Origin of the sequence: Rhizobium sp. RU20A, assembly GCF_900155885.1 — a bacterium.
Taxonomy (GTDB): domain Bacteria; phylum Pseudomonadota; class Alphaproteobacteria; order Rhizobiales; family Rhizobiaceae; genus RU20A.
Genome location: NZ_FTMB01000003.1, coordinates 277394 through 300047 on the forward strand (window position 1 = coordinate 277394; position 22654 = coordinate 300047).

The window sequence follows — 22654 nt, forward strand, 5'->3', positions numbered from 1 at the left end:
TGACGGAGTGCTGAATGCGCGCCAAGGACTTTCTTTGCTCTGTGCGCGGGCTTCAGGGGGCCGTCAGGAAGGACGGAAATAACGTCCTCATTCTTCTCAACAAATGGAGACTTGCAATGAAGATGATCCTTTCCACCATTGTCGGCACGCTTCTTCTGGCCGGCGCGGCCACCGCTTCCGAAAAGTGCCGCGTCCCGATGACCGACTGGCAGCCGCGGGAGGCGCTGCAGACCAAGCTTGAGGGAGAGGGTTGGAAGGTCCGCTCCATCCGCAGCGAGGACGGTTGCTACGAGGCCTATGCGTTGAATGCAAAGGGCGAAAAGGTCGAAGCCTATTTCGATCCCAAGACCTTCGTGGCGGTCGACATGAAGAGCGAGGACTGACCCATGCAGACCCTTGCCACGGTGAAGGTCTGGGACCCCCTGGTCCGGATCTTCCACTGGGGGCTCGTCGGCAGTTTCGCGGTCGCCTTCCTGACTGCGGAAGATATCCGCGACGTGCATGAGGTGGCCGGCTATGTTGCCGGCGGCCTCATCGCCACTCGCCTCGTCATGGGCTTTGCCGGCTCGCCCTATGCCCGCTTCCGCCAGTTCCTGCGCAGCCCGGTGGAGGTCGTGTCCTACCTGCGCAGCATGATCCGCCACCGCGATCGCCGCTATATCGGCCACAATCCGCTGGGTGGGCTCATGGTGATGGTCCTCATCCTCGCCATGGGCGGCATTGCACTGACCGGCTGGCTGCAGACCACGGATGCCTATTGGGGCGTCGAATGGGTGGAAGAGCTGCACGAGGCGCTGGCGAACCTGATGCTGGGGGCCGTTGCCGTGCATCTGTGCGGCGTCGTCTTCGAGAGCATCCGCCACAATGAAAATCTGGTGGCGGCGATGATCTCGGGCCGCAAACGGGCTCCGGCCCCGGGCGATGTCGTCTGATACGTCGGGCATTTTACAGGAAAAACAAAGGCCATCGCCCTCCCCGGGCGATGGCCTTTTCATTGTTCGAGACGACGATGAGCCCCTGAACCGCCCGGCGCTACCTGCGCCATTCTCAGGAGCTGGCTCCTGTGCGGCAGGATGAGACGAGGTCGAGGCTCTTGTCGCGCACGCTGGTCTCCACATGCATCATGCCGAGCACCGTGTGGAAGATATTGTCGTGTGAGACGTCGCCAGCCGCTTCCCTGGCGAGACAGGCCATGTCGATCTGCTTCTTCTCCGCATCGCCAAACCAGAGCAGGAAGGGCACATGAGTCTGCTGGCTCGGAGCGATCATATAGGGCGCGCCATGCAGGTAGACGCCGTATTCGCCGAGCGATTCGCCATGGTCGGAGGCATAGATCAGCGAAGGATCGAAGCGGTCCTGCCCGGCCTTCAGGCGATCGATGATGCTGGAGATGATGTGGTCGGAGTAAAGCAGCGTGTTGTCATAGGCGTTCACCAGTTCCTCATGGGTGCAGTCGGCAAACTCGGCCGATCGGCAATCCGGCGTGAAGCGGCGGAACTCTTCCGGGTAGCGCAGGAAATAGGAAGGACCGTGGCTGCCGATCTGGTGGACGACAAGCACGGTGTCCCGAGTGATCGTGCCGATCCAATTGTCGATCTCTTTGAGGAACATGCCGTCTTGGCACTCGCCGTCCTTGCAGAAGGCGGGATCGTTCATGGCGGGGAAGCTGACTTCCTGGATGCGCGCGGCAACCTTGTAGCTGCCCGTGTTGTTGTCCCACCAGTTCACGGTGACACCGGCATGGCGCAGCACATCCACGAGGTTTTCCGTCTCGATGCCCTTGCGGTGCGTATAGTCGCTGCGGGTGTAGACGGAAAAGAGACAGGGGATCGAGACGGCGGTCGAAGTGCCGCAACTCGTCGCCTTTGGAAAATAGGTGATGTCCTGCGTCTTCAGTTCCGGCGTCGTCTCGCGGCCGTAGCCGCTCAGCGACCAGTTTTCCGCCCGCGCGGTCTCGCCGGCGACGATGACGACAAGGCGCGGCTTGCGGGCCGGCACGGCGGCGCCAACGACTTTCGCATCCGTGCCGAGGGGCTTCACCACGATATTGGCTTCCGACCCCTTGCCGATCACGAATTTCACGGCGGAAGCGACCGGGGTCACCGGATTGAGGGTCTCGAACCAGTCGCGGTGGATGCGGATCAGCGAGGCATACATGTAGGAATACTGGTAGGCTGCAGCCCCGGCCAGGGCCAGGCAGGCGGCAATCGCGATCAGATTGTGCAAGACCTTGCGGCCAAAGCTGCGGTGTTCGACGCGCACGATGGCGACGAGCGCGGCTGGAACGATGCCGAAGAGCAGCATGTGCAGCGCAAAGCCCGGCGTCATCAGATGCCCGGCCTCGGCTGTGTTGGTCTCCGCCGCGTTGCGGATCATCTCCGTGTCGACGATGATGCCGAACTGATCCATGAACCAGGCGGCCGCCGCGCTGGCGAGGATCAGGAAGATGAAGATCGGCTTCGTCAGATATTTGACGGAAACGGCGATGCACGCGGCGCTGAACAGCCCCGCCATGCCGAAGCCCAGCACGATCACGGCGAGCGGCTGGTCGGACATGTAGTCCCAAGCCTTTGACCAGTAGGTATGGTTGGTCACGAACAGCAGATAGAGGGCGACGGCGATCGACAGCGGGATGCTGGGCATGCGGGGTCGGAAATCCGAAGTGGACCGACCGGCCAAAGCGGGGGAATACACGGGGCTCTGTCTCCTGACATGCACGGACCCTGCCGATGGCGGCCGGCCCTGTTCTCAAGCCCCGTTGGTTGAACTCCGTACCTGACAGGAAGCTGAAGGTGAGAGGCGCAACCAAGCGATGGGCGGGCGTCGAACCACCGGTCGCCTTTCAGCGTCGTGTCAGGCGGGCGTTAGAAAAGTCGGATCCCGATCGACACGGATCCGCACAGCATGAAATCCCGAACGAAAACCATCCCCCTCGGCCCTGCCCTCGTCGGCTTCCTTGTCCTCACGGTGCTGGCGATCCCCATCGTCAGACATCCGCCGACACCGGCTTCGGCGATCAGGGCCGATATCGGACTTGTTCGCCGGTAGCTCCAAGGGGATCAAAGGCATGCTGCGCGGGGATCAGCCGGCGAGAAACTCGGCGCCCGACATGACCGAAAGCGCCCGCCCGGCGGCCTTCAGGCTTTCAACGGCACCCTCCATGTCCGGGGCATCTTCCGCATTGATGAGCGGCAGGAAGGGAATGGTGAGCGCCGCAACGGCCTTGCCGTCGGCCCCCAGAACCGGCACGGAGAGATTGGTGACGCCTGCCGTCTGGGCGCTCGGCATGCGCTCGTGGCCGCATTCGCGCACCCGCTCCAGCCTTTCGAAATAGGCAACGTCGAGCCCCCAGCCGTCGGCGCGGTCGCCAAGATGCTCGGCGATCATCCGCTCACGCTCCTCCTGGTCGCGGAAGGCCAGCAGCACATGCCCGGAGCCCGTGTCGAACAGACCAATGCGCGAACCGACGCGGATGGAAATGCCCCAGTACCCCGGGGCTTCCTGCTGGGCGACGACGACGGGATTGCCACGGTCGAACACGACGAGCTGATTGGCCTGGCGCGTCGCCTCGGCAAGATCGCGCATGACCGGGACGGCAAAGGAGGTCAGGCGCCGGATCGGCGCATGCCGCTGCGCAAGGCCAAACAGCTTCAGCGACAGGGCAAAGCGGTCCCCATCCATCCGGCTCACATAGCCACGCTTCACGAGCCGATCGAGCATGCGGTAAAATTCGCTGGCACTGCGATCGAGCCGTTTGGCGATCTCGGCCTGCGTCAGGCCGCTCTCCTCCTCCGCCAGCAGTTCCAGAATATCGAGGCCCTTGTCCAGCGCCGGGGCACGGTAGCGATCGCTGTCATTTTCGCTCATGTCGGCCCCTGCGCGCTTGACTACTGGTGAACAAACGTTTTGTATATGAATGAACGAGCGGCACGCAAGAGGGTGTCGCGTCTTGGGGAGGACGCCAGTTGGCGGTCGCGAGGAGGCGACCTCAAACCGGGATCGACCCCTTTTTTGCATGTGAGACGCGGCGCGCCGCCGGCTATCCGCCAGAAGGAGTTACCCATGTCACTTTCACTCGCCAACAAGCGCGTGCTCGTCACCGCCGCCGGCCAGGGCATCGGCCGTGCCAGCGCCTTGGCGTTCGCGCGTGCAGGCGCATCCGTCGTTGCTACCGACATCAACGCAGCGGCGCTCGCGACGCTCGATGGCGAAGCGGGTATCACGACGCGCATCCTCGACGTTCTCAAGGACGAGGCCGTGGCGAGCGTTGTCTCCGAGACCGGCCCCTTCGACGTGCTGTTCAACTGCGCGGGCTTCGTGCATGCCGGTTCCATTCTCGAAATGACCGACAAGGACCTCGACTTCGCCTTCGACCTGAATGTCCGCGCCATGATCCGCGTCATCCGCGCCGTGCTGCCGGCCATGCTGGAGAAGAAGGACGGGTCGATCATCAACATGGCCTCCGTCGCCTCCAGCGTGAAGGGCGTGCCGAACCGCTGCGCCTACACCGTCACCAAGGCCGCCGTCGTCGGCCTCACCAAGTCGGTCGCGGCGGACTATGTCGGACAGGGGATTCGATGCAACGCCATCTGCCCCGGCACGGTCGAAAGCCCCTCCTTGCAGGACCGCATGAAGGCGCAGGGCGATTATGACACGGCCCGTGCCGCTTTCATCGCGCGCCAGCCGATGGGCCGCCTCGGCACGCCCGAGGAAATCGCCGATCTCGCCGTCTATCTCGCCGGCGCCACCTACACGTCCGGCCAAGCCTACGCCATCGACGGCGGCTGGACGATCTGATCTTCCGTTTTTTAAAGGACACCTCCCATGAAGCTCACCCGTGTCGGCCCTCCCTGCCAGGAAAAGCCCGCCCTCGTCGACAAGGACGGCAAGCTGCGCGACCTGTCCGCCCATGTTTCCGATATTGGCGGCGCGGCGATCTCGCCGGAAGGCCTTGCCCGCATCGCCGCGCTCGATCCGGCCAGCCTGCCGGAGCTTGAAGCCGGGCGTTTCGGCCCCTGCGTTGCCGGCACCGGCAAGTTCATCTGCATCGGCCTCAACTATTCCGACCACGCCGCCGAAAGCGGCATGGCCGTTCCGCCGGAGCCGGTCATCTTCATGAAGGCAACCTCGGCGATCTGCGGGCCGGATGACGATGTGCTGATCCCGCGCGGCTCTGAAAAGACCGACTGGGAAGTCGAACTCGGTGTCGTCATCGGCAAGACCGCAAAATATGTCTCGGAAGAAGAGGCGCTCGATTACGTCGCTGGCTACTGCGTCGTGCATGACGTGTCGGAACGCGCCTTCCAGCTGGAACATGCGGGCCAGTGGACCAAGGGGAAGTCCTCCGACACGTTCGGCCCGATCGGCCCTTACCTCGTGACCAAGGACGAGGTTGCCGATCCCCAAGCCCTCGACATGTGGCTGAAGGTCAACGGCGAGACGATGCAGAACGGCTCTACCCGGACCATGGTCTACGGCGTCGCCTTCCTCGTTTCCTATCTCAGCCGTTTCATGTCGCTGCAGCCGGGTGACATCATCTCCACCGGCACGCCGCCGGGCGTCGGCATGGGCCAGAAGCCGCCGCGCTATCTCAAGGCGGGCGACGTGGTCGAGCTCGGCATTGCCGGCCTTGGCCAGCAGAAGCAGACGCTGCGCAACGACGCCTGACAGCGCCGACAAGACCAGCCCGGGGGAGCACCATGCCAAAGATCACCAGCCTTGACGCCATCGACCTTCGCTTTCCGACTTCGGCGAGCCTCGATGGATCGGATGCGATGAATCCGGATCCGGATTACTCGGCGGCCTATGTGATCCTCGGCACGGATGCGCCTGGGCTGGAAGGCCATGGCCTCACCTTCACGATCGGGCGCGGCAACGACATCTGCTGCGCCGCGATCCGTGCGATGAAACACCTCGTGGTCGGGCTTGATCTCGCCTGGGTGGCCGAAAATCCCGGTCGTTTCTGGCGTCATGTCACCAGCGACAGCCAGTTGCGCTGGATCGGCCCCGACAAGGGTGCCATGCATCTGGCCACCGGCGCCGTCGTCAATGCGGTCTGGGATCTGCTCGCCAAGCAGGCCGGCAAGCCCGTCTGGCGGCTGGTAGCGGAAATGAGCCCGGAAGAGATCGTTTCGATCGTCGATTTCCGCTACCTCACGGACGCCCTGACGCCGGAGGAGGCGCTCGACATCCTGCGCAAGGCGGAGCCCGGCAAGGCCGAGCGGATGGCGATCCTCGAGCGCGAAGGCTATGCCTGTTACACGACCTCGGCCGGCTGGCTCGGCTATGGTGACGAGAAGCTGCGGCGCTTGGCGCAGGAGGCCGTCGACCAAGGCTTCACCCATATCAAGATGAAGGTTGGTCGCGATCTCGAGGACGACAAGCGGCGCCTGCGCATATGCCGCGAGGTGATCGGCGAGGATCGCTTCATGATGATCGACGCCAATCAGGTCTGGGAGGTCGATCAGGCCATCGACTGGGTGAAGGAACTTTCCATCTACAAGCCCTTCTTCATCGAAGAGCCGACCAGCCCCGACGATGTCTTCGGGCACCGCAAGATCCGCGATGCCGTGGCGCCGGTGAAGGTCGCGACCGGCGAGATGTGCCAGAACCGCATCGTCTTCAAGCAGATGATCGCCAATGGCGCGATCGACATCGTGCAGATCGACAGTTGCCGCATGGGTGGCCTCAACGAGGTTCTCGGCGTCCTGCTGATGGCGGCGAAATTTAACCTGCCCGTCTGGCCGCATGCCGGCGGCGTCGGCCTGTGCGAATATGTCCAGCACCTCTCAATGATCGACTATGTCGCGGTCTCGGGCACCAAGGACGGCCGGGTGATCGAATATGTCGATCACCTGCACGAACATTTCATCGATCCCTGCCGGATCGAGAATGCCGCCTATATGCCGCCGCGCCTTCCCGGCTTTTCGATCGAGATGAAGCCGGAATCGATTGCCGCCAACACCTTCAGGGGCTGACGGCATCTCCCGTCACTTCCGTGCCGATACCTTCCCAAGGCACGAGTGGCGCCGGGACATCCACGGTCTTTTCCGGCGATTTGCAGATGTCGGCGATCACGCAGTTCGGACAGTCCGGCTTGCGGGCCTTGCAGACGTAGCGGCCGTGCAGGATCAGCCAGTGATGGGCGTGGAAGAGGTAGAGGTCGGGAATGACCTTGAGCAACGCCTGTTCCACCTCATCAGGCGTCTTGCCGGGCGCCAGCTTCAGGCGGTTGGCGATACGGAAGATGTGCGTATCGACCGCCATGGTGGCCTGGCCGAAGGCCATGGAGAGCACGACATTTGCGGTCTTGCGGCCGACCCCCGGCAGCGTCACCAGCTCCTCGCGCGTCTGCGGCACCTCGCCGCCAAAATCGCGGACCAGCTTCTCACTCAGCGCAATCACGTTCCTGGCCTTGTTGCGAAAGAGGCCGATGGTCTTGATGTAATCGCGGACCTTGTCCTCACCGAGTGCCAGCATCTTTTCCGGCGTATCGGCGACGACAAAGAGCGCGCGTGTCGCCTTGTTGACGCCGGCATCGGTCGCCTGCGCCGACAGCGCCACGGCCACGACGAGCGTGAAGGGATTGACGTGTTCCAGCTCGCCCTTCGGCTCCGGCCGCTGGATGGAGAAACGGCGGAAGATCTCCGCGATCTCGTCCTTCGAATAGGCGCTGCGGACCCGCTTGCGGGGCGTGGATTGCGACTTTCTGACCGTCGTCAATTTTTCATCTTCCCGTTTTCCTGATGTCACCTATAGTCGTCGCCCATGGACGAGCGCAATGGAGAGATCACCGTCAACGAGGTGCCGGTCTTTCAGGCCGAGCTCACGCCCTATCGCTCGCTCGGCCAGCGTGGCTACACGGTCTTCTTCGCTATTGCCGGCGCGCTGACCGCGATCCATCTCTTCATCTTCTTCGGGCTCGGCGCCTGGCCTGTCGTGTTCTTCTTTGGGCTCGATTTCCTGCTGCTCTACGGTGCCTTCTGGCTTTCCTATCGTGCTGCCCGCGCCCGCGAGGAGGTCAGCCTGTCGCGCACGGATCTGTCGATCCGCAAGATTTCGCCGGCCGGCCGCGTGACCGAGCATCGATTCGTTCCCTTCTGGACCCGCTTCAAGGTGAACCGCCACACGGAAATCGGAATCGTGTCCATGTCGGTTTCCGGGCAGGGCCGCAGCACCGATGTCGGCTCCTTCCTCAACGCCGATGACCGGGAGAGTTTCGCCAAGGCCTTTTCCGGCGCGCTCGCGACCGTGAAGCGGTAGACCCTGACCGCAGCAGGTTTCGGGTGGCACGACCTCCGGCTTTGGTGTCTGCTGGTCCCCGATCACAGACGAAGCAGAGACCGCCATGACCATCGTTCCCATCATCGAAGCCGAAATCACGCCTGCCGGTGCCGACTACGAGGTCGTGCGCCGGGTGATCGAGCGGCTGACGGAGGATTACCGCACCCAGCCGCAGCTTGACGATCTCGCCACCGAGCTCGGTCTGTCTGCGACGCAACTGCAGAAGACCTTCACGCGCTGGGCAGGCCTGTCGCCCAAGGCTTTCCTGCAGGCGGTGACGCTGGATCATGCCAGACGGCTGATGCGTGACGAGAACCTGCCGCTGCTTGAAACGAGTTTCGAACTCGGCCTCTCGGGTCCGGGAAGACTGCACGATCTCTTCGTGACACACGAGGCCATGTCGCCGGGCGAATGGAAAGCGCGCGGCGCGGGCCTCACGATCCGCTACGGCTTCCACGATTCCCCCTTCGGCATCGCCGTCGTCATGGCAACCGATCGCGGGCTCGCGGGGCTCGCCTTCGCCGATCAGGGCGGCGAGCAGGCAGCCTTCGAGGACATGGCGATCCGCTGGCCGAATGCGCGCTTCGTCGAGGATCAACCCGCCACAGCCCCTTACGCCTCCCGCGTTTTCCACCCGGAACGCTGGCGGGCAGAGGAGCCGCTGCGCGTCGTCCTGATCGGTTCGGATTTCCAGGTCCGCGTCTGGCAGGCGCTGTTGAAAATCCCGTTCGGCAGGGCTGTCACCTATTCCGATATCGCCTGCGATATCGGCCAGCCCACGGCCTCCCGTGCGGTGGGTGCAGCCGTCGGCCGCAATCCCATCTCTTTCGTCGTCCCCTGCCACAGGGCGCTCGGAAAATCCGGCGCGCTGACAGGGTATCATTGGGGATTGACGCGCAAGCGGGCGATCTTGGGCTGGGAGACGGCGCAAGCTGGGTAGGACTGCGTAGTGCTCGGAGCAAATCCCCCTCACCCTGCACTCTCCACAAGGGGAGAGGAGAACAGTGCCCCAGGCATCGGCATCATGAAGGCCTGCGCTCACGGCGTGGGCTCTTCTCCCCTCGGGGAGAAGATGTCGGCGCGGCAGATGAGGGGCGCACGACCACGAGTCGCCGCGCTTCCCCCTCACCTCAATCTATCGTCAGCGCTCAGTGCGCACCGGACATGTCGCCGAGAACGTCCTTGGACGCGACGGTGGAGTCGGCCTTCAGCTTGTAGACCATGGGAACGCCTGTCGCGAGGTTGACCGAGAGGATCTGTTCGCGGTCAAGGCGGTCGAGAACCATCAGCAGCGAGCGCAGCGAGTTGCCGTGGGCAGCAACGAGCACCTTCTGGCCGGCGAGAACGCGCGGCAGGATTTCCGTCATGTAATAGGGCCAGACGCGGGCGCCCGTATCCTTCAGGCTTTCGCCGCCCGGCGGCGGGACGTCGTAGGACCGGCGCCAGACATGCACCTGCTCCTCACCCCACTTGGCGCGCGCATCATCCTTGTTGAGGCCGGAGAGATCGCCGTAGTCGCGCTCGTTGAGGGCCTGGTTGCGGATCGTCTTGAGGCCGGACTGGCCGACGCCGTCGAGGATGATCTGGCACGTGCGCTGGGCGCGCTTCAGGTCGGAGGTGAAGGCGATGTCGAACTGGATGCCGTAATCGGCGAGCGCCTTGGCGCCGGCAGTGGCTTCGGTCACGCCCAGATCGGTCAGATCCGGGTCCCGCCAGCCGGTGAAGAGGTTCTTCAGGTTCCATTCACTCTGTCCGTGACGGACTAGGACAAGGGTTCCGCTCATGTCTGCTTCCTCTGGCTGTTGGGTCCGGTCTGAACAACCGGGATGGGGTCAGGCGAGCCCGAGCACGTCGAGCATCGAATAGAAACCGGGCTTTGCCCCCCGTGCCCACAGGGCTGCCGTGACGGCGCCGCGGGCGAAGATGGAACGGTCGGTGGCGCTGTGGGAGAGCGTCACAATCTCGCCCTCGCCGGCCAGGAGCACGGAGTGTTCGCCGATGACCGAGCCGCCGCGTAGCGTCGCAAAGCCGATCGTGCCGGCCTCGCGCGGGCCGGTGTGTCCGTCGCGCACGCGCACCGAATGGTCGGCGAGCGCAATGGCGCGTCCCTTCGCGGCGGCCTCGCCGAGCAAAAGGGCGGTGCCTGAGGGGGCATCGACCTTGTGGCGGTGATGCATCTCGACGATCTCGATATCCCAGGCGTCGGCGGGAAGGGCACGGGCGGCCTGCTGCGTGAGGACGCCGAGCAGATTGACGCCGAGGCTCATATTGCCGGATTTGACGATGCGCGCGTGCCGGGCGGCTGCTCTGAAGGCCGCCTCATGCTCGGCGCCGCAGCCGGTGGTGCCGATGACATGCACGATGCGGGCCTGGGCCGCGAGTTCGGAAAAGGCGACGGAGGCGGCCGGCGCAGTGAAGTCCAGCACGCCTTCGGCTTCGACGAAGGCTTCCAGCGGGCGATCGGTGATGGCAACGCCGTTTTCACCGAGCCCGGCAAGGATACCCGCATCCTTGCCGACGAAGGGCGAGCCTTCACGCTCGACGGCGGCATGCAGGGTCACGCCCGGCATGGCCGCAATGGTGCGGATCAGCGTCTGGCCCATGCGGCCGGCGGCGCCGACAACGACGAGCTTCATATCCGGTGCGGTCATGGCGTGATGCTTCCTTCGGACGGGAGATCGCCTGCAGCCGGCGACTGTCCCTGAAGATTGTTGAGGCGAGCGTAAAGACCGCCCGGCTGGCGCGCAAGCTCCTCATGCGTGCCTTCCTCGACCACGAGGCCATCGCGCATGACGACGATCTTGTCCGCCTTGATGATGGTGGAGAGGCGATGGGCGATCACGATCACGGTGCGGCCCTTCATCGCCGCATCGAGCGCCTTCTGCACGGCGGCTTCGGATTCGGTGTCGAGCGCCGAGGTGGCTTCGTCCAGCAGCAGGATCGGCGCGCGGCGCACAAGCGCGCGGGCGATCGAGAGGCGCTGGCGCTGACCGCCAGAGAGGGTCGAGCCATGTTCGCCGACGGGCGTATCATAGCCTTGGGGCTGGGCGAGGATGAAGTCGTGCGCAAATGCCAGCCGCGCTGCCTCCTCCACCTCCGCATCGCTCGCCTCGGGCCGGCCATAGCGGATGTTGTCGCGGATCGTGCCTTCAAACAGATAGGGTTGCTGTGAGACATAGGCGAGGCCGCGCCGCAACGAGTCCTTGGTGACCTCGGTAATATCCTGCCCGTCGATCAGGATTTCCCCGCCCATGGGATCGTAAAAACGTGGGATGAGGCTGATGACGGTGGACTTGCCGGCGCCGGAAGGCCCGACCAGCGCCGTCGTCTTGCCCCCCTCGGCGACGAAGCTGACCCCGCGCAGAACCTGCTCGCTGTTGGCATAGGAGAAGGTAACGTTGCGGAACTCGACCTCGGCGGTCGTCAGTTCCAGTGCCTTGGCGTCCGTCCGGTCGCGATGCAGCGGCTCGGTGTCAAGGATTTCGTATATCATCCGCGCGTTGACGACGGCGCGTTCCAGCTGAACCTGAAGGCGGGCGAGACGCCGGGCCGGATCATAGGCCATCAGCAGTGCGGTGACGAAGGCGAAGAAGGCACCCGGCTGCACGCCGGCATAGATGGACCGGAATGCCGCATAGGCGAGCACGCTGGAGATGGCGAGGCCCGCAAAGGTTTCCGTCATCGGCGCGGTGCGTTCGCTGAGGCGAGCGATGCGATTGGCGCGGTTTTCGGCGTAGTCGATGATACTCGTCACCTTGCGCCGCAACTCTTCTTCCATCGTGAAGGCCTTGACGATGGTGATGCCCTGGATGGTTTCCTGCATGGCGCCCAGCACGCGGCTGTTGATTTCCACCGCTTCGCGTGTGGCGGAGCGCAGGCGGCGCGAAACATAGCGCAGGCCGATGATCAACGGCGGGGCAATGACGAAGACGATGATCGTCAGGAGCCAGTCCTTGCTGATCATCACGCCGATCAGGGCCACAAGCGTCAGGAGGTCGCGGGCAATCGAGGTGACCGTCAGGTTCAGCACATCGCGGATGCCGGTGACGTTCTGGCTGATCTGGGCGGCGAGTTGCGCCGAGCGAGTGCTGTTGTAATAGCCGACATTCAGGGCCATCAGATGGGTGTAGAGACGGCTCTGGTAGCGGGCGACGATATTGTTGCCGATCTTTGAGAGCTGGACCGTCTGGGCATAGGTCGCAAAGCCGCGGACGACGAAGGCAATGAAGATGCCGCCGCAGATTAGCAGCACCATGTCGGCGCGCTTATTGGCGAAAGCTTCGTTGACGACGGATTCCATGATCCAGGCGGTAAAGGCCGTAGAAGCCGCGATGATGATCAGGGCGGCAATGGCAAACGCATAGCCGCGCAGATGGTCCCGTGCGTTTTCCGCGATGACACGCTTGAGAACGCTGGTCACCGTATCGGTGTCGAGGTGCTTCTGCTGCATTCTTCCGGTGGCTTTCAACAAATGGCCTTCGGTACGGGCAAAACGACCCGAATTCGACCCTTGCCGCTCTATAGGCGCTGGTTTTGAGCTTGGCGAGTCCTTAGCGCCACCGGGTGGATCAACTTCTCCAGAAGCGTCCCTCAGTTGCAACACCGAAATGCTGCGGGGCGCGGGCAAAGGCCGCAAGGCCCGCGAGCGCGGCCATGGGATGGGTGACGACGAAGGTCGGAATGGTGGCCAAGAGCGCCGAATGCGGCGCCTTGTCCTCGAAGGCCTTGCGGAATTCCGGCCGCTTGAGGGCCGGCAGGATCTTCACCGAGATGCCGCCGGCAAGGAAGACGCCGCCACGCGCCATGAAGATCATCGCCATGTCGCCTGCAAGGCGCCCGAGATAGGTGGCGAAGAGGGACACCGTCTCCACCGCCTGCGGGTCCTTGCCAGCAAGAGCCGCCGAGGTGACGTCGGCCGGAGTCTCCAGCGCTGCCTCCTTGCGGCCTGCAGCGCAGATGGCATTGTAGATATGCATGATACCGCGCCCGCACAGCAGCTGCTCGCCGGAGACGCGCCCGTCCAGCCGTTCGATATAGGGCCAGATTTCGTAGTCCCTTTCCGAGCGCGGGCCGATATCCACATGGCCGCCTTCGCCGGGCACGGGGAACCAGGTGTGCTGGGCGTGCAGAAGGCCGGCGACGCCAAGACCGGTGCCCGGACCGAGCACGACGCGCGAGGCGGCCGGACGGATGGCGCCGGGACCGATCTGCTCGCGGTCTTCTGCCGAGAGCGAGGCGACGGCAAGGGCCTGCGCCTCGAAATCGTTGATGACCACCACGCTTTCAAAGCCGAGCTCGCCGATCAGCGACTTGGGGCGAATGACCCAGCCGGCATTGGTCAGCGGAATTTCATCGCCCTGGATGGGTCCGGCAACGGCAAGGATGGCCGTGCGAGGCTGCACAGAAGTCTTGTCGAGCACCGTTTCCTGGATCGCCGCATCGATCGAGGGGAAATCCGCCGTCTGGACGACGGGAAATTCCCGTCGCTCGGCAAAGGCGTCCGTCAACAATGCGAAGCGGGCATTGGTGCCGCCGATGTCGCCGATCAGGACCGGAAAGGACAGGGTGCTGGAAAGCTCGTGGACCATTGCGGATCTTTCTGGAACCGGCGGCCTGGCGGGAGGATGGCGCGCCGACGTTGGACATAAAGCTATGGCTGCGCCGGCGGGTTCAGGCGCCAGATCGAGCGTCTGATGACGGTTATAATGCGCGCTGGAAAGCAATCAACTCTTCGGCCGTCGCCTGATTGAGCGCCATCGGAATGTCATAGACGATCGCAAGCCGCATCAGCGCCTTGACATCCACGTCATGCGGCATGGCGGTCAGTGGATCGACGAAGAAGATGAGGATATCGATCTCGCCCGTCGCGATCAGGGCACCGATCTGCTGGTCGCCGCCAAGCGGCCCGCTTTTGAGCCGCGTCACGTCAAGCGTCGGGCACATGTCGAGCACGCGGCCGCCGGTGGTGCCGGTCGCAACGATCTTCATGCCCGAGAGTACCGACTCATGGGCCTTGGCGAAGGCCGCCATGTCGTCCTTCTTCAGATCATGGGCAATCAGGGCCACGCATTTCGGCCGGGTCATCACGCTTCTCCGCTCCGGTGACAGGCGATCTCAGCTCGACTTTTCAATCGATTTGAAACCGCTTTAACCCAGCGCGCGGAAAATGGGAAGCCGTCTCACTGCAGGCCGGGGCGCGGAACGGGCACGGGGATTGGGGAGGGTCCATCCCCCTCAGTGGCGCGGATCACGGCTTCAACGCCATCGGCAGCCGGGGCAGGTGCGGTAAAGGCCGTGCGCATCGTCGATTCCGCCTCGGACGCCGGCGCACCCGCCAGCACGGCACGGCAGGCCTTGGGCAGATCATCCAGGGTGGTCTGGCGCGGCTTCACCGGCGTCTGGTTCTTAGGCTTGTTGGGCTTGGCCCAGGGCTCGTCGGTGAACCACCAGGCGAGCGACTTGTCGCAGCCATCCCCGGCCGTCACCGGCTCCTGCTTGCGGCAATTGGGGGAATCGGCCGGGCAGGAAATGCGGATATGGAAGTGGTAGTCATGGCCGTAGATCGGGCGCACCTTGCCCATGAAGGTGCGGTCGCCCGTCCAGGTGTCGCAAAGCTTCTTCTTGATGGCAGGATTGACGAAGATGCGTTCGACCTGCGGATAGCTCGCCGCCAGCATGATCAATTTGGCCTGGTTGCCGTTCCAGACATTGTCGTTGATGGTCAGGAATTTCTTCGTGTCCAGCATGGAGGTCGCCGAGATGCTTTCGCGCTCGCCGGCCGTCAGCGTGCGCTGCGGCATGGGCGTCAGCCAGATATCGGCATCGAGCCCGATCTGGTGCGAGGCATGGCCCGACAGCATCGGTCCGCCGCGCGGCTGCGAGATATCGCCGAGCAGGAGACCCGGCCAATTGGCCTTGGTCACGGCATCGCGCGACAATTGCTCGATGAGCGAGATCATCTGCGGGTGGCCCCAGCGGCGATTGCGCGACAGGCGCATGGCCTGCCAGTTCGGCCCATCCGTCGGAATGGCGACGGCACCGGCGATGCAGCCCTTGGAATAAAAGCCGAAGGATGTCGGATTGGCGCGCACCGGGAGCTTCATCGAACCGAAGAGCTCCTTGGCCGGCGTCTGTTCGGCGGCACGGGCCGTGCCAGTGACCGGCTCCAGAAGGCCGACCAGCGTCAGGGCCGAGAAGAGCAGAGCGCCTGCGCGCGAGCCCCAGAGTTTGCATGTCTTCGTCATGTCGTCCTCGTGCGCCGCCAGCGGCCAGTGCCATGGTGAGCGTGGCGCGTCTTTCTGCGCAACAGCGTAGACAAGACGCGTTGCGCCGGGCTTGAGCCACAGCCGATCACCGAAAATTTGGCCTGTTTTGCGGCGGCGGCGCTGGCGGAGGTCATGAATTCGCCTAGACTGGCGGTCTTTGCTGCGCGACTGCGCCCCGTCACGCTCCGCCCAACCGAAAGGATCCGTCCTGATGCTCAAAGCCCGCCTGCGGCCCCTTGCCAGCCTTGTGCTCTGTCTCTCGCTTGCGGCACCTGCCTTTTCAGCCGAGACGGAACCGGACTGGAAGATCGGCACGGCCACGGTCGGCGAGCCGAAGTATCAGGAAGGCTTCCAGCGATTTGATTACGTCAAGCCGGATGCACCGAAGGGCGGAACGCTGAGGCTGACGGGGCTCGGTACCTTCGACACCTACAATCCCCTCGTCGCGCGCGGCGAAATTGCTGCCGGTATCGGAACGCCGATTGCGTTCGGCGCCGCCGGCGGCGCCACCTTCGTTTATGAAACGCTGATGAAGCGGTCCATGGACGAGATTTCCTCGACCTATGGCCTTCTCGCCGAAGCCATTGCCTATCCGGCAGACTATGGCTGGGTCAAATTCCGGCTTCGACCGGAAGCCCGGTGGGCGGATGGGCAGCCCGTGACCCCTGACGATGTCATCTTCAGTTTCGAGTCCGCCAAAGCGAACGATCCGAAGATCGCGCTTTACTACCAGCACGTGGAAAAGGCTGAGAAAACGGGCGAGCGCGAGATCACCTTTACCTTCAACGAGACGGGCAATCGCGAACTTCCGCAGATTGTCGGCGACCTCACCATCGTCCCGAAACACTGGTGGACCGCCAAGGACGCCAAGGGAAATGCACGCGATATTTCCAAGACCTCGCTCGAACTGCCGATGGGATCGGGACCCTATCAGCTCGCGGCGGCCTCACCCGGGGCGACACTGCGCTACGAGCGGCGCGATGATTATTGGGGCAAGGATTTGCCCGTCAACATCGGCCAGAACAACCTCGAGACGATTACGGTCACCTACTTTGCCGATCTCGACGTTGCGTTCGAGGCCTTTCGCTCCGGAAACGCGGACTTCTGGTGGGATAATTCCGCCAAGCGCTGGGCGACATCCTACGACTTCCCGGCCATGAACGACGGGCGATTGAAGCGCGAAGTGCTGGACAATGACTACCGCGACAGTGGCGTTCTGGTCGGCTTCATTCCCAATCTGCGCCGCGAGAAGTTTCAGGACGAGCGGGTGCGCGAGGCGCTGAACTATGCCTTCGACTTCGAGGAGCTGAAGCGGACGATCTTCTACAATCAGTATGACCGGATCGACAGCTACTTCTTCGGCTCCGAACTCGCCTCCAAGGGCCTGCCGGAAGGCAAGGAGAAGGAGGTACTGGAGAGCATCAAGGATCAGGTGCCGCCGGAGGTCTTCACAACGCCCTATCAGAACCCCGTTGGCGGAACGCCGCAGGCGCAGCGCGACAATCTGCGCAAGGCCATCGCGCTCTTCAGGGAGGCCGGATACGAACTGAAGAACAACCGCATGGTCAATGCCAAGACGGGTGAGCCCTTCACCTTCGAGATCCTGCTGGACGGCCCGACCATCGAACGCGTGGCGCTACCCTGGTCGCAGAACCTGAGGAAGATCGGCGTCGAGGCCCGCATCCGCACCGTCGATTCCTCGCAATTCACCAATCGCTGGCGCTCGCGCGACTTTGACGTCCTGTACAGCGGCTGGGCGCAGTCGCTGAACCCCGGCAACGAACAGACCGAATATTGGGGCTCGGCCTCGGCCAAGCGCGAAGGCTCGCAAAACTATGCCGGCATTTCCGACCCCGGCATCGATGCGCTGATCCGCAAGATCATCTTTGCGAAGGACCGCGATGACCTCATTGCGGCGACCAAGGCGCTGGACCGGGTCTTGCTTGCCCATCACTACGTCATTCCGAGCTATACCAGTCGCTCCTCGCGCATCGCCTACACCTCGACCTTGCGCTATCCGACACCGCTGCCGGAATATTCGACAGGTTTTCCGAGCATCTGGTGGGTCGATCCGGCCCCCACCCCCTGAGCGTCTTTCGCGCGACAATGGAAAAACGCGCCATCAAAGGCTATTCATGACGAATCAACGAAGTCCGCCGCGTCGTCGGCGGACCCGAAAGAACGGGGAACGGATCGGCGTGACATTCTCGACGGGGACGGCCGGGGCAGGACTGCCCGGAGGCGGGCGCTAGATGGCAGCCTATATCCTCAGACGCCTGCTTTTGATGATCCCGACGCTGATCGGCATCATGGCGATATCCTTCATCATCGTGCAATTCGCGCCGGGCGGTCCGGTCGAGCAAGTGATTTCCGATCTCTCGGGCCAGAGTTCCGGCGACCGGCTTTCCGGCACCGGCAATGATATCGGCTTCGACAGCGGGGCGGGCGAGGAATCCGGTAAATATCGCGGCGCGCAGGGCCTCGATCCCGAATTCATCAAGCGGCTCGAGCAGCAGTTCGGTTTCGACAAGCCGCCGCTGGAGCGCTTCGGCAAGATGATGTGGGATTATGCCCGCTTCGATTTCGGCGAGAGCTTCTTCCGCAATGCCTCGGTGGTAGACCTGATCCTCGAGAAGATGCCGGTGTCCATCTCGCTTGGCGTGTGGATCCTCATTCTCTCCTATGCCATCTCCATTCCCCTCGGCATCAAGAAGGCGGTGTCCGACGGCTCGACTTTCGACGTGTGGACCTCCGGCATCATCATCGTCGGCTATGCGGTTCCGGGTTTCCTCTTTGGCATCCTGTTGATCGTCGTTTTTGCCGGCGGGTCCTTCTTCGACTGGTTTCCGCTTCGCGGCCTCGTCTCGGACAATTTCAGCCAGCTGACCTGGTGGCAGAAGATCCTCGACTATTTCTGGCATATGACGCTGCCGCTGATCACGCTGCTGCTGTCGGCCTTTGCCACAACGACACTTTTGACGAAGAATTCCTTCATCGACGAGATCAAGAAGCAATATGTGGTCACGGCCCGCGCTAAAGGCCTTGGCGAACGGCAGGTGCTCTATGGGCATGTGTTCCGCAATGCCATGCTGATCATCATCGCCGGCTTTCCCGGCGCCTTTATCTCGGCGTTCTTTACCGGGTCGCTGCTGGTCGAATATATCTTCTCGCTCGATGGCCTCGGGCGGCTTGGGTATGACGCGGTCGTCAAGCGTGATTATCCGGTCGTTTTCGGCACGCTCTACATCTTCTCGCTGATGGGCCTCGTCGTGGGGCTTCTCTCGGACCTCGTCTATACCTGGGTCGATCCGCGCATCGATTTCGAGCGGAGGGATGTCTGATGGCCACCACCACCGCGCTTTCGCCCGCCGATGCCTCGCCCGTGCGCCGCGGCCTGCGCTCGCCCGTCAATCAGCGACGCTGGCAGAATTTCCGGGCAAACCGACGCGGCTACTGGTCACTCTGGATCTTCCTCGTCCTCTTCGGGCTCAGCCTTTGCGCCGAATTCATCGCCAATGACCGGCCGCTCGTCGCCTCCTACAAGGGCGAAATGCTCTTTCCGGTGGTGATCGACTATCCGGAAGAGAAGTTTGGCGGATTTCTGGCGCAGACCGATTACCGCTCCGACTTCATCCGAGACGAAATCAACGCCAATGGCTGGATGATCTGGCCGCCGATCCGCTATTCCTACGGCACCGTCAATTCCAACATCCCACATTCCGCCCCCACGGCCCCCTTCTGGCTGATGAGCAAGGAGGAGCGCTGCTCCGGCTATGCCGGCGGCGCAGAGGATCCGAACTGCGTGCTCGGCAATCTCAACTGGCTCGGCACGGACGATCAGGCGCGCGACGTGATGGCGCGGATGATCTACGGTTTCCGCATTTCCGTGCTGTTCGGCCTTGCGCTGACCATCGCCTCCGCCATCGTCGGCGTCAGCGCCGGCGCGGTGCAGGGCTATTTCGGCGGCTGGACCGATCTTCTGATGCAGCGCTTCATCGAGATCTGGTCGTCGATGCCGGTGCTCTACATCCTGCTCATCATCGCCGCCATCCTGCCGCCCGGCTTCTTCGTGCTGCTCGGCATCATGCTGCTCTTCTCCTGGGTCGGCTTCGTCGGTGTCGTGCGCGCCGAATTCCTGCGGGCGCGCAATTTCGAGTATGTGAACGCGGCGCGCGCGCTTGGCGTCGGCAATGCGACGATCATGTGGCGCCACCTTTTGCCCAATGCGATGGTTGCGACGCTGACCTTCCTGCCCTTCATTCTCTCCGGCTCGATCACCACGCTGACCTCGCTCGATTTCCTCGGCTTCGGCATGCCGCCCGGCTCGCCCTCGCTTGGCGAAATGATCGCGCAGGGCAAGTCCAACCTGCAGGCACCCTGGCTCGGCCTCACCGCCTTCGTGGTGATGTCGGTGATGCTGTCGCTGCTGATCTTCGTGGGTGAAGCGACCCGCGACGCCTTCGATCCAAGGAAGACCTTCCGTTGAGCCCAGAACCGTTGAGTGCCGAGACCCCTCTCCTGTCGATCCGGAATCTCGCGGTCGCCTTCCATCAGGGCGGGCGCACCTCGACGGCCGTCGATGGCGTGTCCTTCGACATCCGGCGGGGCGAGGTCGTCGCTCTTGTCGGCGAATCGGGCTCCGGCAAGTCGGTCACGGCCAATTCGATCCTCAAGCTCCTGCCCTACCCGGCCGCCAGCTACCCAGCCGGAGAGATCCTCTTCAAGGGCAAAGACCTCCTGAGGGCGTTGGATGCCGACCTGCGCAAAGTGCGCGGCAACGACATCACGATGATCTTCCAGGAGCCGATGACCTCGCTCAATCCGCTCCACCCCATCGAGCGGCAGATCGGCGAAATCCTTGAGCTACATCAGGGGCTGAAGGGCGAGGCAGCACGCAAGCGCGTGCTCGAACTCCTCCATCAGGTCGGCATCCGCGAGCCGGAAAAGCGACTGGCCGCCTATCCGCATGAGCTTTCGGGCGGCCAACGGCAGCGCGTGATGATCGCCATGGCGCTCGCCAACCGGCCGGAACTCTTGATCGCGGATGAGCCGACGACGGCACTGGACGTGACCGTGCAAGCACAGATCCTGGCGCTTCTGAAGGGGCTGAAGGACGAGCACGGCATGTCCATGCTGTTCATCACCCATGACCTTGGCATCGTGCGCAAGATCGCCGACCGGGTCTGTGTGATGACCAAGGGCAAGATCGTCGAGACGGGACCGACTGCCGAGGTCTTCGCCAATCCGCAGCATGCCTATACGAAACACCTGCTGGCGTCGGAGCCGCGCGGGCGACCGCCTACCTCCGACCCTTCCCGCCCGACGGTGATCGAGGGCAAGGACGTCAAGGTCTGGTTCCCGATCCGCGCCGGCTTCCTTCGCCGCACGGTCGATCACGTCAAGGCGGTCGATGGCATCGACCTGACGCTGCGGGCCGGCCAGACGCTCGGCATCGTCGGTGAATCCGGTTCGGGCAAAACGACGCTCGGGCTCGCGCTGACGCGCCTCATCGGCTCCAAGGGGCGGATCGCCTTCCTTGGGCAGGACATTGCCGGCTTCGGACATGGCGAGATGCGGCCGCTGCGCCGGCGCATGCAGGTCGTCTTCCAGGATCCCTACGGGTCGCTGAGCCCCCGCATGCCGATCACCGACATCATCGGCGAAGGGCTCGGCGTGCATGAGCCGGGGTTGTCGGCCGGCGAGCGGGACAAGCGGGTGGCCGCTGCGCTGGAGGAAGTCGGGCTCGAACCGGCAACCCGCTGGCGCTACCCGCATGAGTTCTCCGGCGGCCAGCGGCAGCGTATCGCCATTGCCCGCGCCATGGTGCTGAAACCTGCCTTCGTGATGCTGGACGAGCCGACCTCGGCGCTCGACATGAGCGTGCAGGCGCAGGTGGTCGATCTGCTGCGCGACCTGCAGGCCAAACACGATCTCGCCTATCTCTTCATCAGCCACGATCTCAAGGTCGTCCGGGCGCTCGCCAACGACATCATCGTCATGCGGTTCGGCAAGGTGGTGGAACACGGGCCGACGGAACGGATCGTCACGGCTCCGGCCGAGGACTATACCCGCGCGCTGATGGCCGCGGCCTTCAACATCGAGGCGGTTCCGACCGGCCAGATCCAGCAGTAACCGAGTTCAGCCATGTCCCGGAAATCGCCCGTCATCATCGACCTCAAATTCATTCCCGAAGAGGTTACCGCCGCGCTTCAAACCGCCTTTGCGGATCGTGAGACGATCAACCTCGCAGACCCCGAGCATGCCGGACGCGATCTGACCGGCATCGACTACGCCGTCCTGTGGAAGCCGACACGCGATCTCTTTTCGCGCGCGCCGGATCTGAAAGTCCTGTTTTCCGGTGGCGCCGGGGTCGATCACGTGCTGACCCTGCCGGGCCTGCCCGATGTTCCCCTGGTCCGCTTCATCGACCGCAGCCTGACGACGCGGATGAGCGAGTGGGTGGTGATGCACTGCCTGCTGCACCTGCGCCAGCATGCGACCTATGAGGCGCAGGCGGCCCGCCGCGAGTGGCGCGACCTGAGCCAGCCCGAGGCGGCGGACATCACCGTCGGCGTCATGGGCCTTGGCGTGCTCGGCCAGGATGCGGTCACCAAGCTAAGGGTGATGGGCTTCAACGTCATCGGCTGGTCGCGCAGCGGGAAGACCGTCGCGGGGATCGAAACGTTCGGCGGTGGCGAGATGGATGATTTCCTCGCCCGCACCGACATGCTCGTCGGCCTGCTGCCGCTGACGGCGGAGACGCGCGGGCTCTACAATCTCGCCCTCTTCCGCAAGCTGAAGCGCAACGGCCCGCTTGGCGGCCCCGTTTTCCTCAATGCCGGGCGCGGCGGCAGCCAGGTGGAGACCGACATTTTGACGGCGCTTCAGGATGGCACGCTGAAGGCTGCCTCGCTGGATGTCTTCGAAACGGAGCCGCTTGCCGCCGACAGCCCCTTCTGGACCCTGCCGAACGTCTATGTGACACCGCATGTGGCGGCTTCGTCGGATGTGAAAGCGCTGTTTGCCCATGTGGAACGGCAGATCGCCCGCCACGAGGCCGGCGAGCCGCTGGAAGCTCTGGTGGACCGAAAAGCCGGCTACTGACA

General features: G+C 63.6%; 22 protein-coding genes. 13 read left to right on the forward strand and 9 right to left on the reverse strand.

The window, feature by feature from the left end:
* Positions 1 to 116: 116 nt before the first annotated feature.
* Together F3H41_RS11805 and F3H41_RS11810 are read left to right on the forward strand one after the other, a co-directional pair.
* Positions 117 to 383, forward strand: a complete 267-nt coding sequence (locus tag F3H41_RS11805; RefSeq protein WP_149738868.1) for a PepSY domain-containing protein — start codon at positions 117 to 119, stop codon at positions 381 to 383.
* A 3-nt stretch (positions 384 to 386) separates the two neighbouring features.
* Entirely contained in the window at positions 387 to 932 is a 546-nt protein-coding gene (locus F3H41_RS11810; protein WP_149738869.1) for a cytochrome b/b6 domain-containing protein, read from the forward strand.
* Positions 933 to 1047: 115 nt separating this feature from the next.
* Here the strand turns inward: F3H41_RS11810 and F3H41_RS11815 are convergent, their stop codons facing one another.
* Positions 1048 to 2643, reverse strand: coding sequence for a phosphoethanolamine--lipid A transferase (locus F3H41_RS11815; RefSeq protein ID WP_149738870.1), 1596 nt, complete (start codon positions 2641 to 2643; stop codon positions 1048 to 1050).
* A gap of 261 nt (positions 2644 to 2904) precedes the next feature.
* On the opposite strand from F3H41_RS11815, the gene F3H41_RS21280 reads away from it, so the two are divergent.
* On the forward strand, positions 2905 to 3048 hold the full coding sequence (locus tag F3H41_RS21280) for a hypothetical protein (protein WP_188129437.1): 144 nt from the start codon (positions 2905 to 2907) through the stop codon (positions 3046 to 3048).
* A gap of 33 nt (positions 3049 to 3081) precedes the next feature.
* Here F3H41_RS21280 and F3H41_RS11820 read toward each other — a convergent pair whose 3' ends face one another.
* Complete coding sequence (locus F3H41_RS11820) at positions 3082 to 3867, reverse strand: IclR family transcriptional regulator (RefSeq protein ID WP_149738871.1); 786 nt, start codon at positions 3865 to 3867, stop codon at positions 3082 to 3084.
* A 195-nt stretch (positions 3868 to 4062) separates the two neighbouring features.
* Between F3H41_RS11820 and F3H41_RS11825 the strand changes: the two genes are divergently transcribed.
* Genes F3H41_RS11825 through F3H41_RS11835 form a run of 3 tightly spaced genes read left to right on the forward strand, consistent with a single transcriptional unit; the run spans position 4063 to position 6977 of the window.
* Complete coding sequence (locus tag F3H41_RS11825) at positions 4063 to 4797, forward strand: SDR family oxidoreductase (protein WP_149738872.1); 735 nt, start codon at positions 4063 to 4065, stop codon at positions 4795 to 4797.
* A gap of 27 nt (positions 4798 to 4824) precedes the next feature.
* Positions 4825 to 5667 (forward strand): fumarylacetoacetate hydrolase family protein, encoded by an 843-nt coding sequence (locus F3H41_RS11830; RefSeq protein WP_149738873.1) that lies wholly within the window; start codon positions 4825 to 4827, stop codon positions 5665 to 5667.
* Positions 5668 to 5699: 32 nt separating this feature from the next.
* The gene (locus F3H41_RS11835; protein ID WP_149738874.1) at positions 5700 to 6977 is read left to right on the forward strand and encodes an L-fuconate dehydratase; all 1278 of its coding nucleotides are present in this window, start codon (positions 5700 to 5702) and stop codon (positions 6975 to 6977) included.
* On the opposite strand, the gene nth is transcribed toward F3H41_RS11835, so the two are convergent.
* Positions 6967 to 7722, reverse strand: coding sequence for an endonuclease III (nth, locus tag F3H41_RS11840; protein WP_244616174.1), 756 nt, complete (start codon positions 7720 to 7722; stop codon positions 6967 to 6969). The two genes, F3H41_RS11835 and nth, sit on opposite strands and share 11 nt — an antisense overlap.
* 45 nt (positions 7723 to 7767) lie before the next feature.
* Between nth and F3H41_RS11845 the strand changes: the two genes are divergently transcribed.
* Both F3H41_RS11845 and F3H41_RS11850 read left to right on the forward strand, forming a co-directional pair.
* Entirely contained in the window at positions 7768 to 8262 is a 495-nt protein-coding gene (locus F3H41_RS11845; protein ID WP_149738876.1) for a DUF2244 domain-containing protein, read from the forward strand.
* 85 nt (positions 8263 to 8347) lie between these two features.
* Positions 8348 to 9223 carry a bifunctional helix-turn-helix domain-containing protein/methylated-DNA--[protein]-cysteine S-methyltransferase gene (locus F3H41_RS11850; RefSeq protein WP_149738877.1) on the forward strand — a complete coding sequence of 292 codons (876 nt, stop codon included), beginning with the start codon at positions 8348 to 8350 and terminating at the stop codon, positions 9221 to 9223.
* A gap of 208 nt (positions 9224 to 9431) precedes the next feature.
* On the opposite strand, the gene F3H41_RS11855 is transcribed toward F3H41_RS11850, so the two are convergent.
* The 6 genes from F3H41_RS11855 to mepA all read right to left on the reverse strand — a co-directional run bounded on the left by F3H41_RS11855 (position 9432) and on the right by mepA (position 15527).
* The gene (locus F3H41_RS11855; protein ID WP_149738878.1) at positions 9432 to 10067 is read right to left on the reverse strand and encodes a 2,3-bisphosphoglycerate-dependent phosphoglycerate mutase; all 636 of its coding nucleotides are present in this window, start codon (positions 10065 to 10067) and stop codon (positions 9432 to 9434) included.
* 48 nt (positions 10068 to 10115) lie between these two features.
* Entirely contained in the window at positions 10116 to 10934 is an 819-nt protein-coding gene (gene dapB / locus F3H41_RS11860) for a 4-hydroxy-tetrahydrodipicolinate reductase (RefSeq protein WP_149738879.1), read from the reverse strand.
* Positions 10931 to 12733, reverse strand: coding sequence for an ABC transporter ATP-binding protein (locus F3H41_RS11865; RefSeq protein WP_149738880.1), 1803 nt, complete (start codon positions 12731 to 12733; stop codon positions 10931 to 10933). Before F3H41_RS11865 ends, dapB begins: the two co-directional genes overlap by 4 nt.
* Before the next feature lie 118 nt (positions 12734 to 12851).
* Entirely contained in the window at positions 12852 to 13871 is a 1020-nt protein-coding gene (locus F3H41_RS11870; protein WP_149738881.1) for a glucokinase, read from the reverse strand.
* Positions 13872 to 13983: 112 nt separating this feature from the next.
* On the reverse strand, positions 13984 to 14367 hold the full coding sequence (locus F3H41_RS11875; protein WP_149738882.1) for a methylglyoxal synthase: 384 nt from the start codon (positions 14365 to 14367) through the stop codon (positions 13984 to 13986).
* Between the two features lie 95 nt (positions 14368 to 14462).
* On the reverse strand, positions 14463 to 15527 hold the full coding sequence (gene mepA, locus F3H41_RS11880; protein ID WP_149738883.1) for a penicillin-insensitive murein endopeptidase: 1065 nt from the start codon (positions 15525 to 15527) through the stop codon (positions 14463 to 14465).
* Positions 15528 to 15759: 232 nt separating this feature from the next.
* Between mepA and F3H41_RS11885 the strand changes: the two genes are divergently transcribed.
* The 5 genes from F3H41_RS11885 (at position 15760) to F3H41_RS11905 (ending at position 22652) form a co-directional block, all read left to right on the forward strand.
* Positions 15760 to 17637: an extracellular solute-binding protein gene (locus tag F3H41_RS11885; protein ID WP_149738884.1), complete on the forward strand. Its 1878-nt coding sequence runs from the start codon at positions 15760 to 15762 to the stop codon at positions 17635 to 17637.
* A 163-nt stretch (positions 17638 to 17800) separates the two neighbouring features.
* Positions 17801 to 18889: a microcin C ABC transporter permease YejB gene (locus F3H41_RS11890; protein WP_149738885.1), complete on the forward strand. Its 1089-nt coding sequence runs from the start codon at positions 17801 to 17803 to the stop codon at positions 18887 to 18889.
* The gene (locus tag F3H41_RS11895) at positions 18889 to 20034 is read left to right on the forward strand and encodes an ABC transporter permease (RefSeq protein ID WP_149738886.1); all 1146 of its coding nucleotides are present in this window, start codon (positions 18889 to 18891) and stop codon (positions 20032 to 20034) included. The genes F3H41_RS11890 and F3H41_RS11895 overlap by 1 nt, the downstream gene beginning before the upstream one ends.
* Positions 20031 to 21680 carry an ABC transporter ATP-binding protein gene (locus F3H41_RS11900; RefSeq protein ID WP_244616175.1) on the forward strand — a complete coding sequence of 550 codons (1650 nt, stop codon included), beginning with the start codon at positions 20031 to 20033 and terminating at the stop codon, positions 21678 to 21680. The genes F3H41_RS11895 and F3H41_RS11900 overlap by 4 nt, the downstream gene beginning before the upstream one ends.
* A gap of 12 nt (positions 21681 to 21692) precedes the next feature.
* The gene (locus F3H41_RS11905) at positions 21693 to 22652 is read left to right on the forward strand and encodes a glyoxylate/hydroxypyruvate reductase A (RefSeq protein WP_149738887.1); all 960 of its coding nucleotides are present in this window, start codon (positions 21693 to 21695) and stop codon (positions 22650 to 22652) included.
* Positions 22653 to 22654 lie beyond the last annotated feature (2 nt).

What these genes read in the sequence shown, in the direction of transcription:
- F3H41_RS11805 (WP_149738868.1), top strand. Translation starts at nt 117, where the DNA reads ATGAAGATGATCCTTTCCACCATTGTCGGCACGCTTCTTCTGGCCGGC.
- F3H41_RS11810 (WP_149738869.1), top strand. Translation starts at nt 387, where the DNA reads ATGCAGACCCTTGCCACGGTGAAGGTCTGGGACCCCCTGGTCCGGATC.
- F3H41_RS11815 (WP_149738870.1), bottom strand. Translation starts at nt 2,643, where the DNA reads ATGCCCAGCATCCCGCTGTCGATCGCCGTCGCCCTCTATCTGCTGTTC.
- F3H41_RS21280 (WP_188129437.1), top strand. Translation starts at nt 2,905, where the DNA reads ATGAAATCCCGAACGAAAACCATCCCCCTCGGCCCTGCCCTCGTCGGC.
- F3H41_RS11820 (WP_149738871.1), bottom strand. Translation starts at nt 3,867, where the DNA reads ATGAGCGAAAATGACAGCGATCGCTACCGTGCCCCGGCGCTGGACAAG.
- F3H41_RS11825 (WP_149738872.1), top strand. Translation starts at nt 4,063, where the DNA reads ATGTCACTTTCACTCGCCAACAAGCGCGTGCTCGTCACCGCCGCCGGC.
- F3H41_RS11830 (WP_149738873.1), top strand. Translation starts at nt 4,825, where the DNA reads ATGAAGCTCACCCGTGTCGGCCCTCCCTGCCAGGAAAAGCCCGCCCTC.
- F3H41_RS11835 (WP_149738874.1), top strand. Translation starts at nt 5,700, where the DNA reads ATGCCAAAGATCACCAGCCTTGACGCCATCGACCTTCGCTTTCCGACT.
- F3H41_RS11845 (WP_149738876.1), top strand. Translation starts at nt 7,768, where the DNA reads ATGGACGAGCGCAATGGAGAGATCACCGTCAACGAGGTGCCGGTCTTT.
- F3H41_RS11850 (WP_149738877.1), top strand. Translation starts at nt 8,348, where the DNA reads ATGACCATCGTTCCCATCATCGAAGCCGAAATCACGCCTGCCGGTGCC.
- F3H41_RS11855 (WP_149738878.1), bottom strand. Translation starts at nt 10,067, where the DNA reads ATGAGCGGAACCCTTGTCCTAGTCCGTCACGGACAGAGTGAATGGAAC.
- dapB (WP_149738879.1), bottom strand. Translation starts at nt 10,934, where the DNA reads ATGACCGCACCGGATATGAAGCTCGTCGTTGTCGGCGCCGCCGGCCGC.
- F3H41_RS11865 (WP_149738880.1), bottom strand. Translation starts at nt 12,733, where the DNA reads ATGCAGCAGAAGCACCTCGACACCGATACGGTGACCAGCGTTCTCAAG.
- F3H41_RS11870 (WP_149738881.1), bottom strand. Translation starts at nt 13,871, where the DNA reads ATGGTCCACGAGCTTTCCAGCACCCTGTCCTTTCCGGTCCTGATCGGC.
- F3H41_RS11875 (WP_149738882.1), bottom strand. Translation starts at nt 14,367, where the DNA reads ATGACCCGGCCGAAATGCGTGGCCCTGATTGCCCATGATCTGAAGAAG.
- mepA (WP_149738883.1), bottom strand. Translation starts at nt 15,527, where the DNA reads ATGACGAAGACATGCAAACTCTGGGGCTCGCGCGCAGGCGCTCTGCTC.
- F3H41_RS11885 (WP_149738884.1), top strand. Translation starts at nt 15,760, where the DNA reads ATGCTCAAAGCCCGCCTGCGGCCCCTTGCCAGCCTTGTGCTCTGTCTC.
- F3H41_RS11890 (WP_149738885.1), top strand. Translation starts at nt 17,801, where the DNA reads ATGGCAGCCTATATCCTCAGACGCCTGCTTTTGATGATCCCGACGCTG.
- F3H41_RS11895 (WP_149738886.1), top strand. Translation starts at nt 18,889, where the DNA reads ATGGCCACCACCACCGCGCTTTCGCCCGCCGATGCCTCGCCCGTGCGC.
- F3H41_RS11905 (WP_149738887.1), top strand. Translation starts at nt 21,693, where the DNA reads ATGTCCCGGAAATCGCCCGTCATCATCGACCTCAAATTCATTCCCGAA.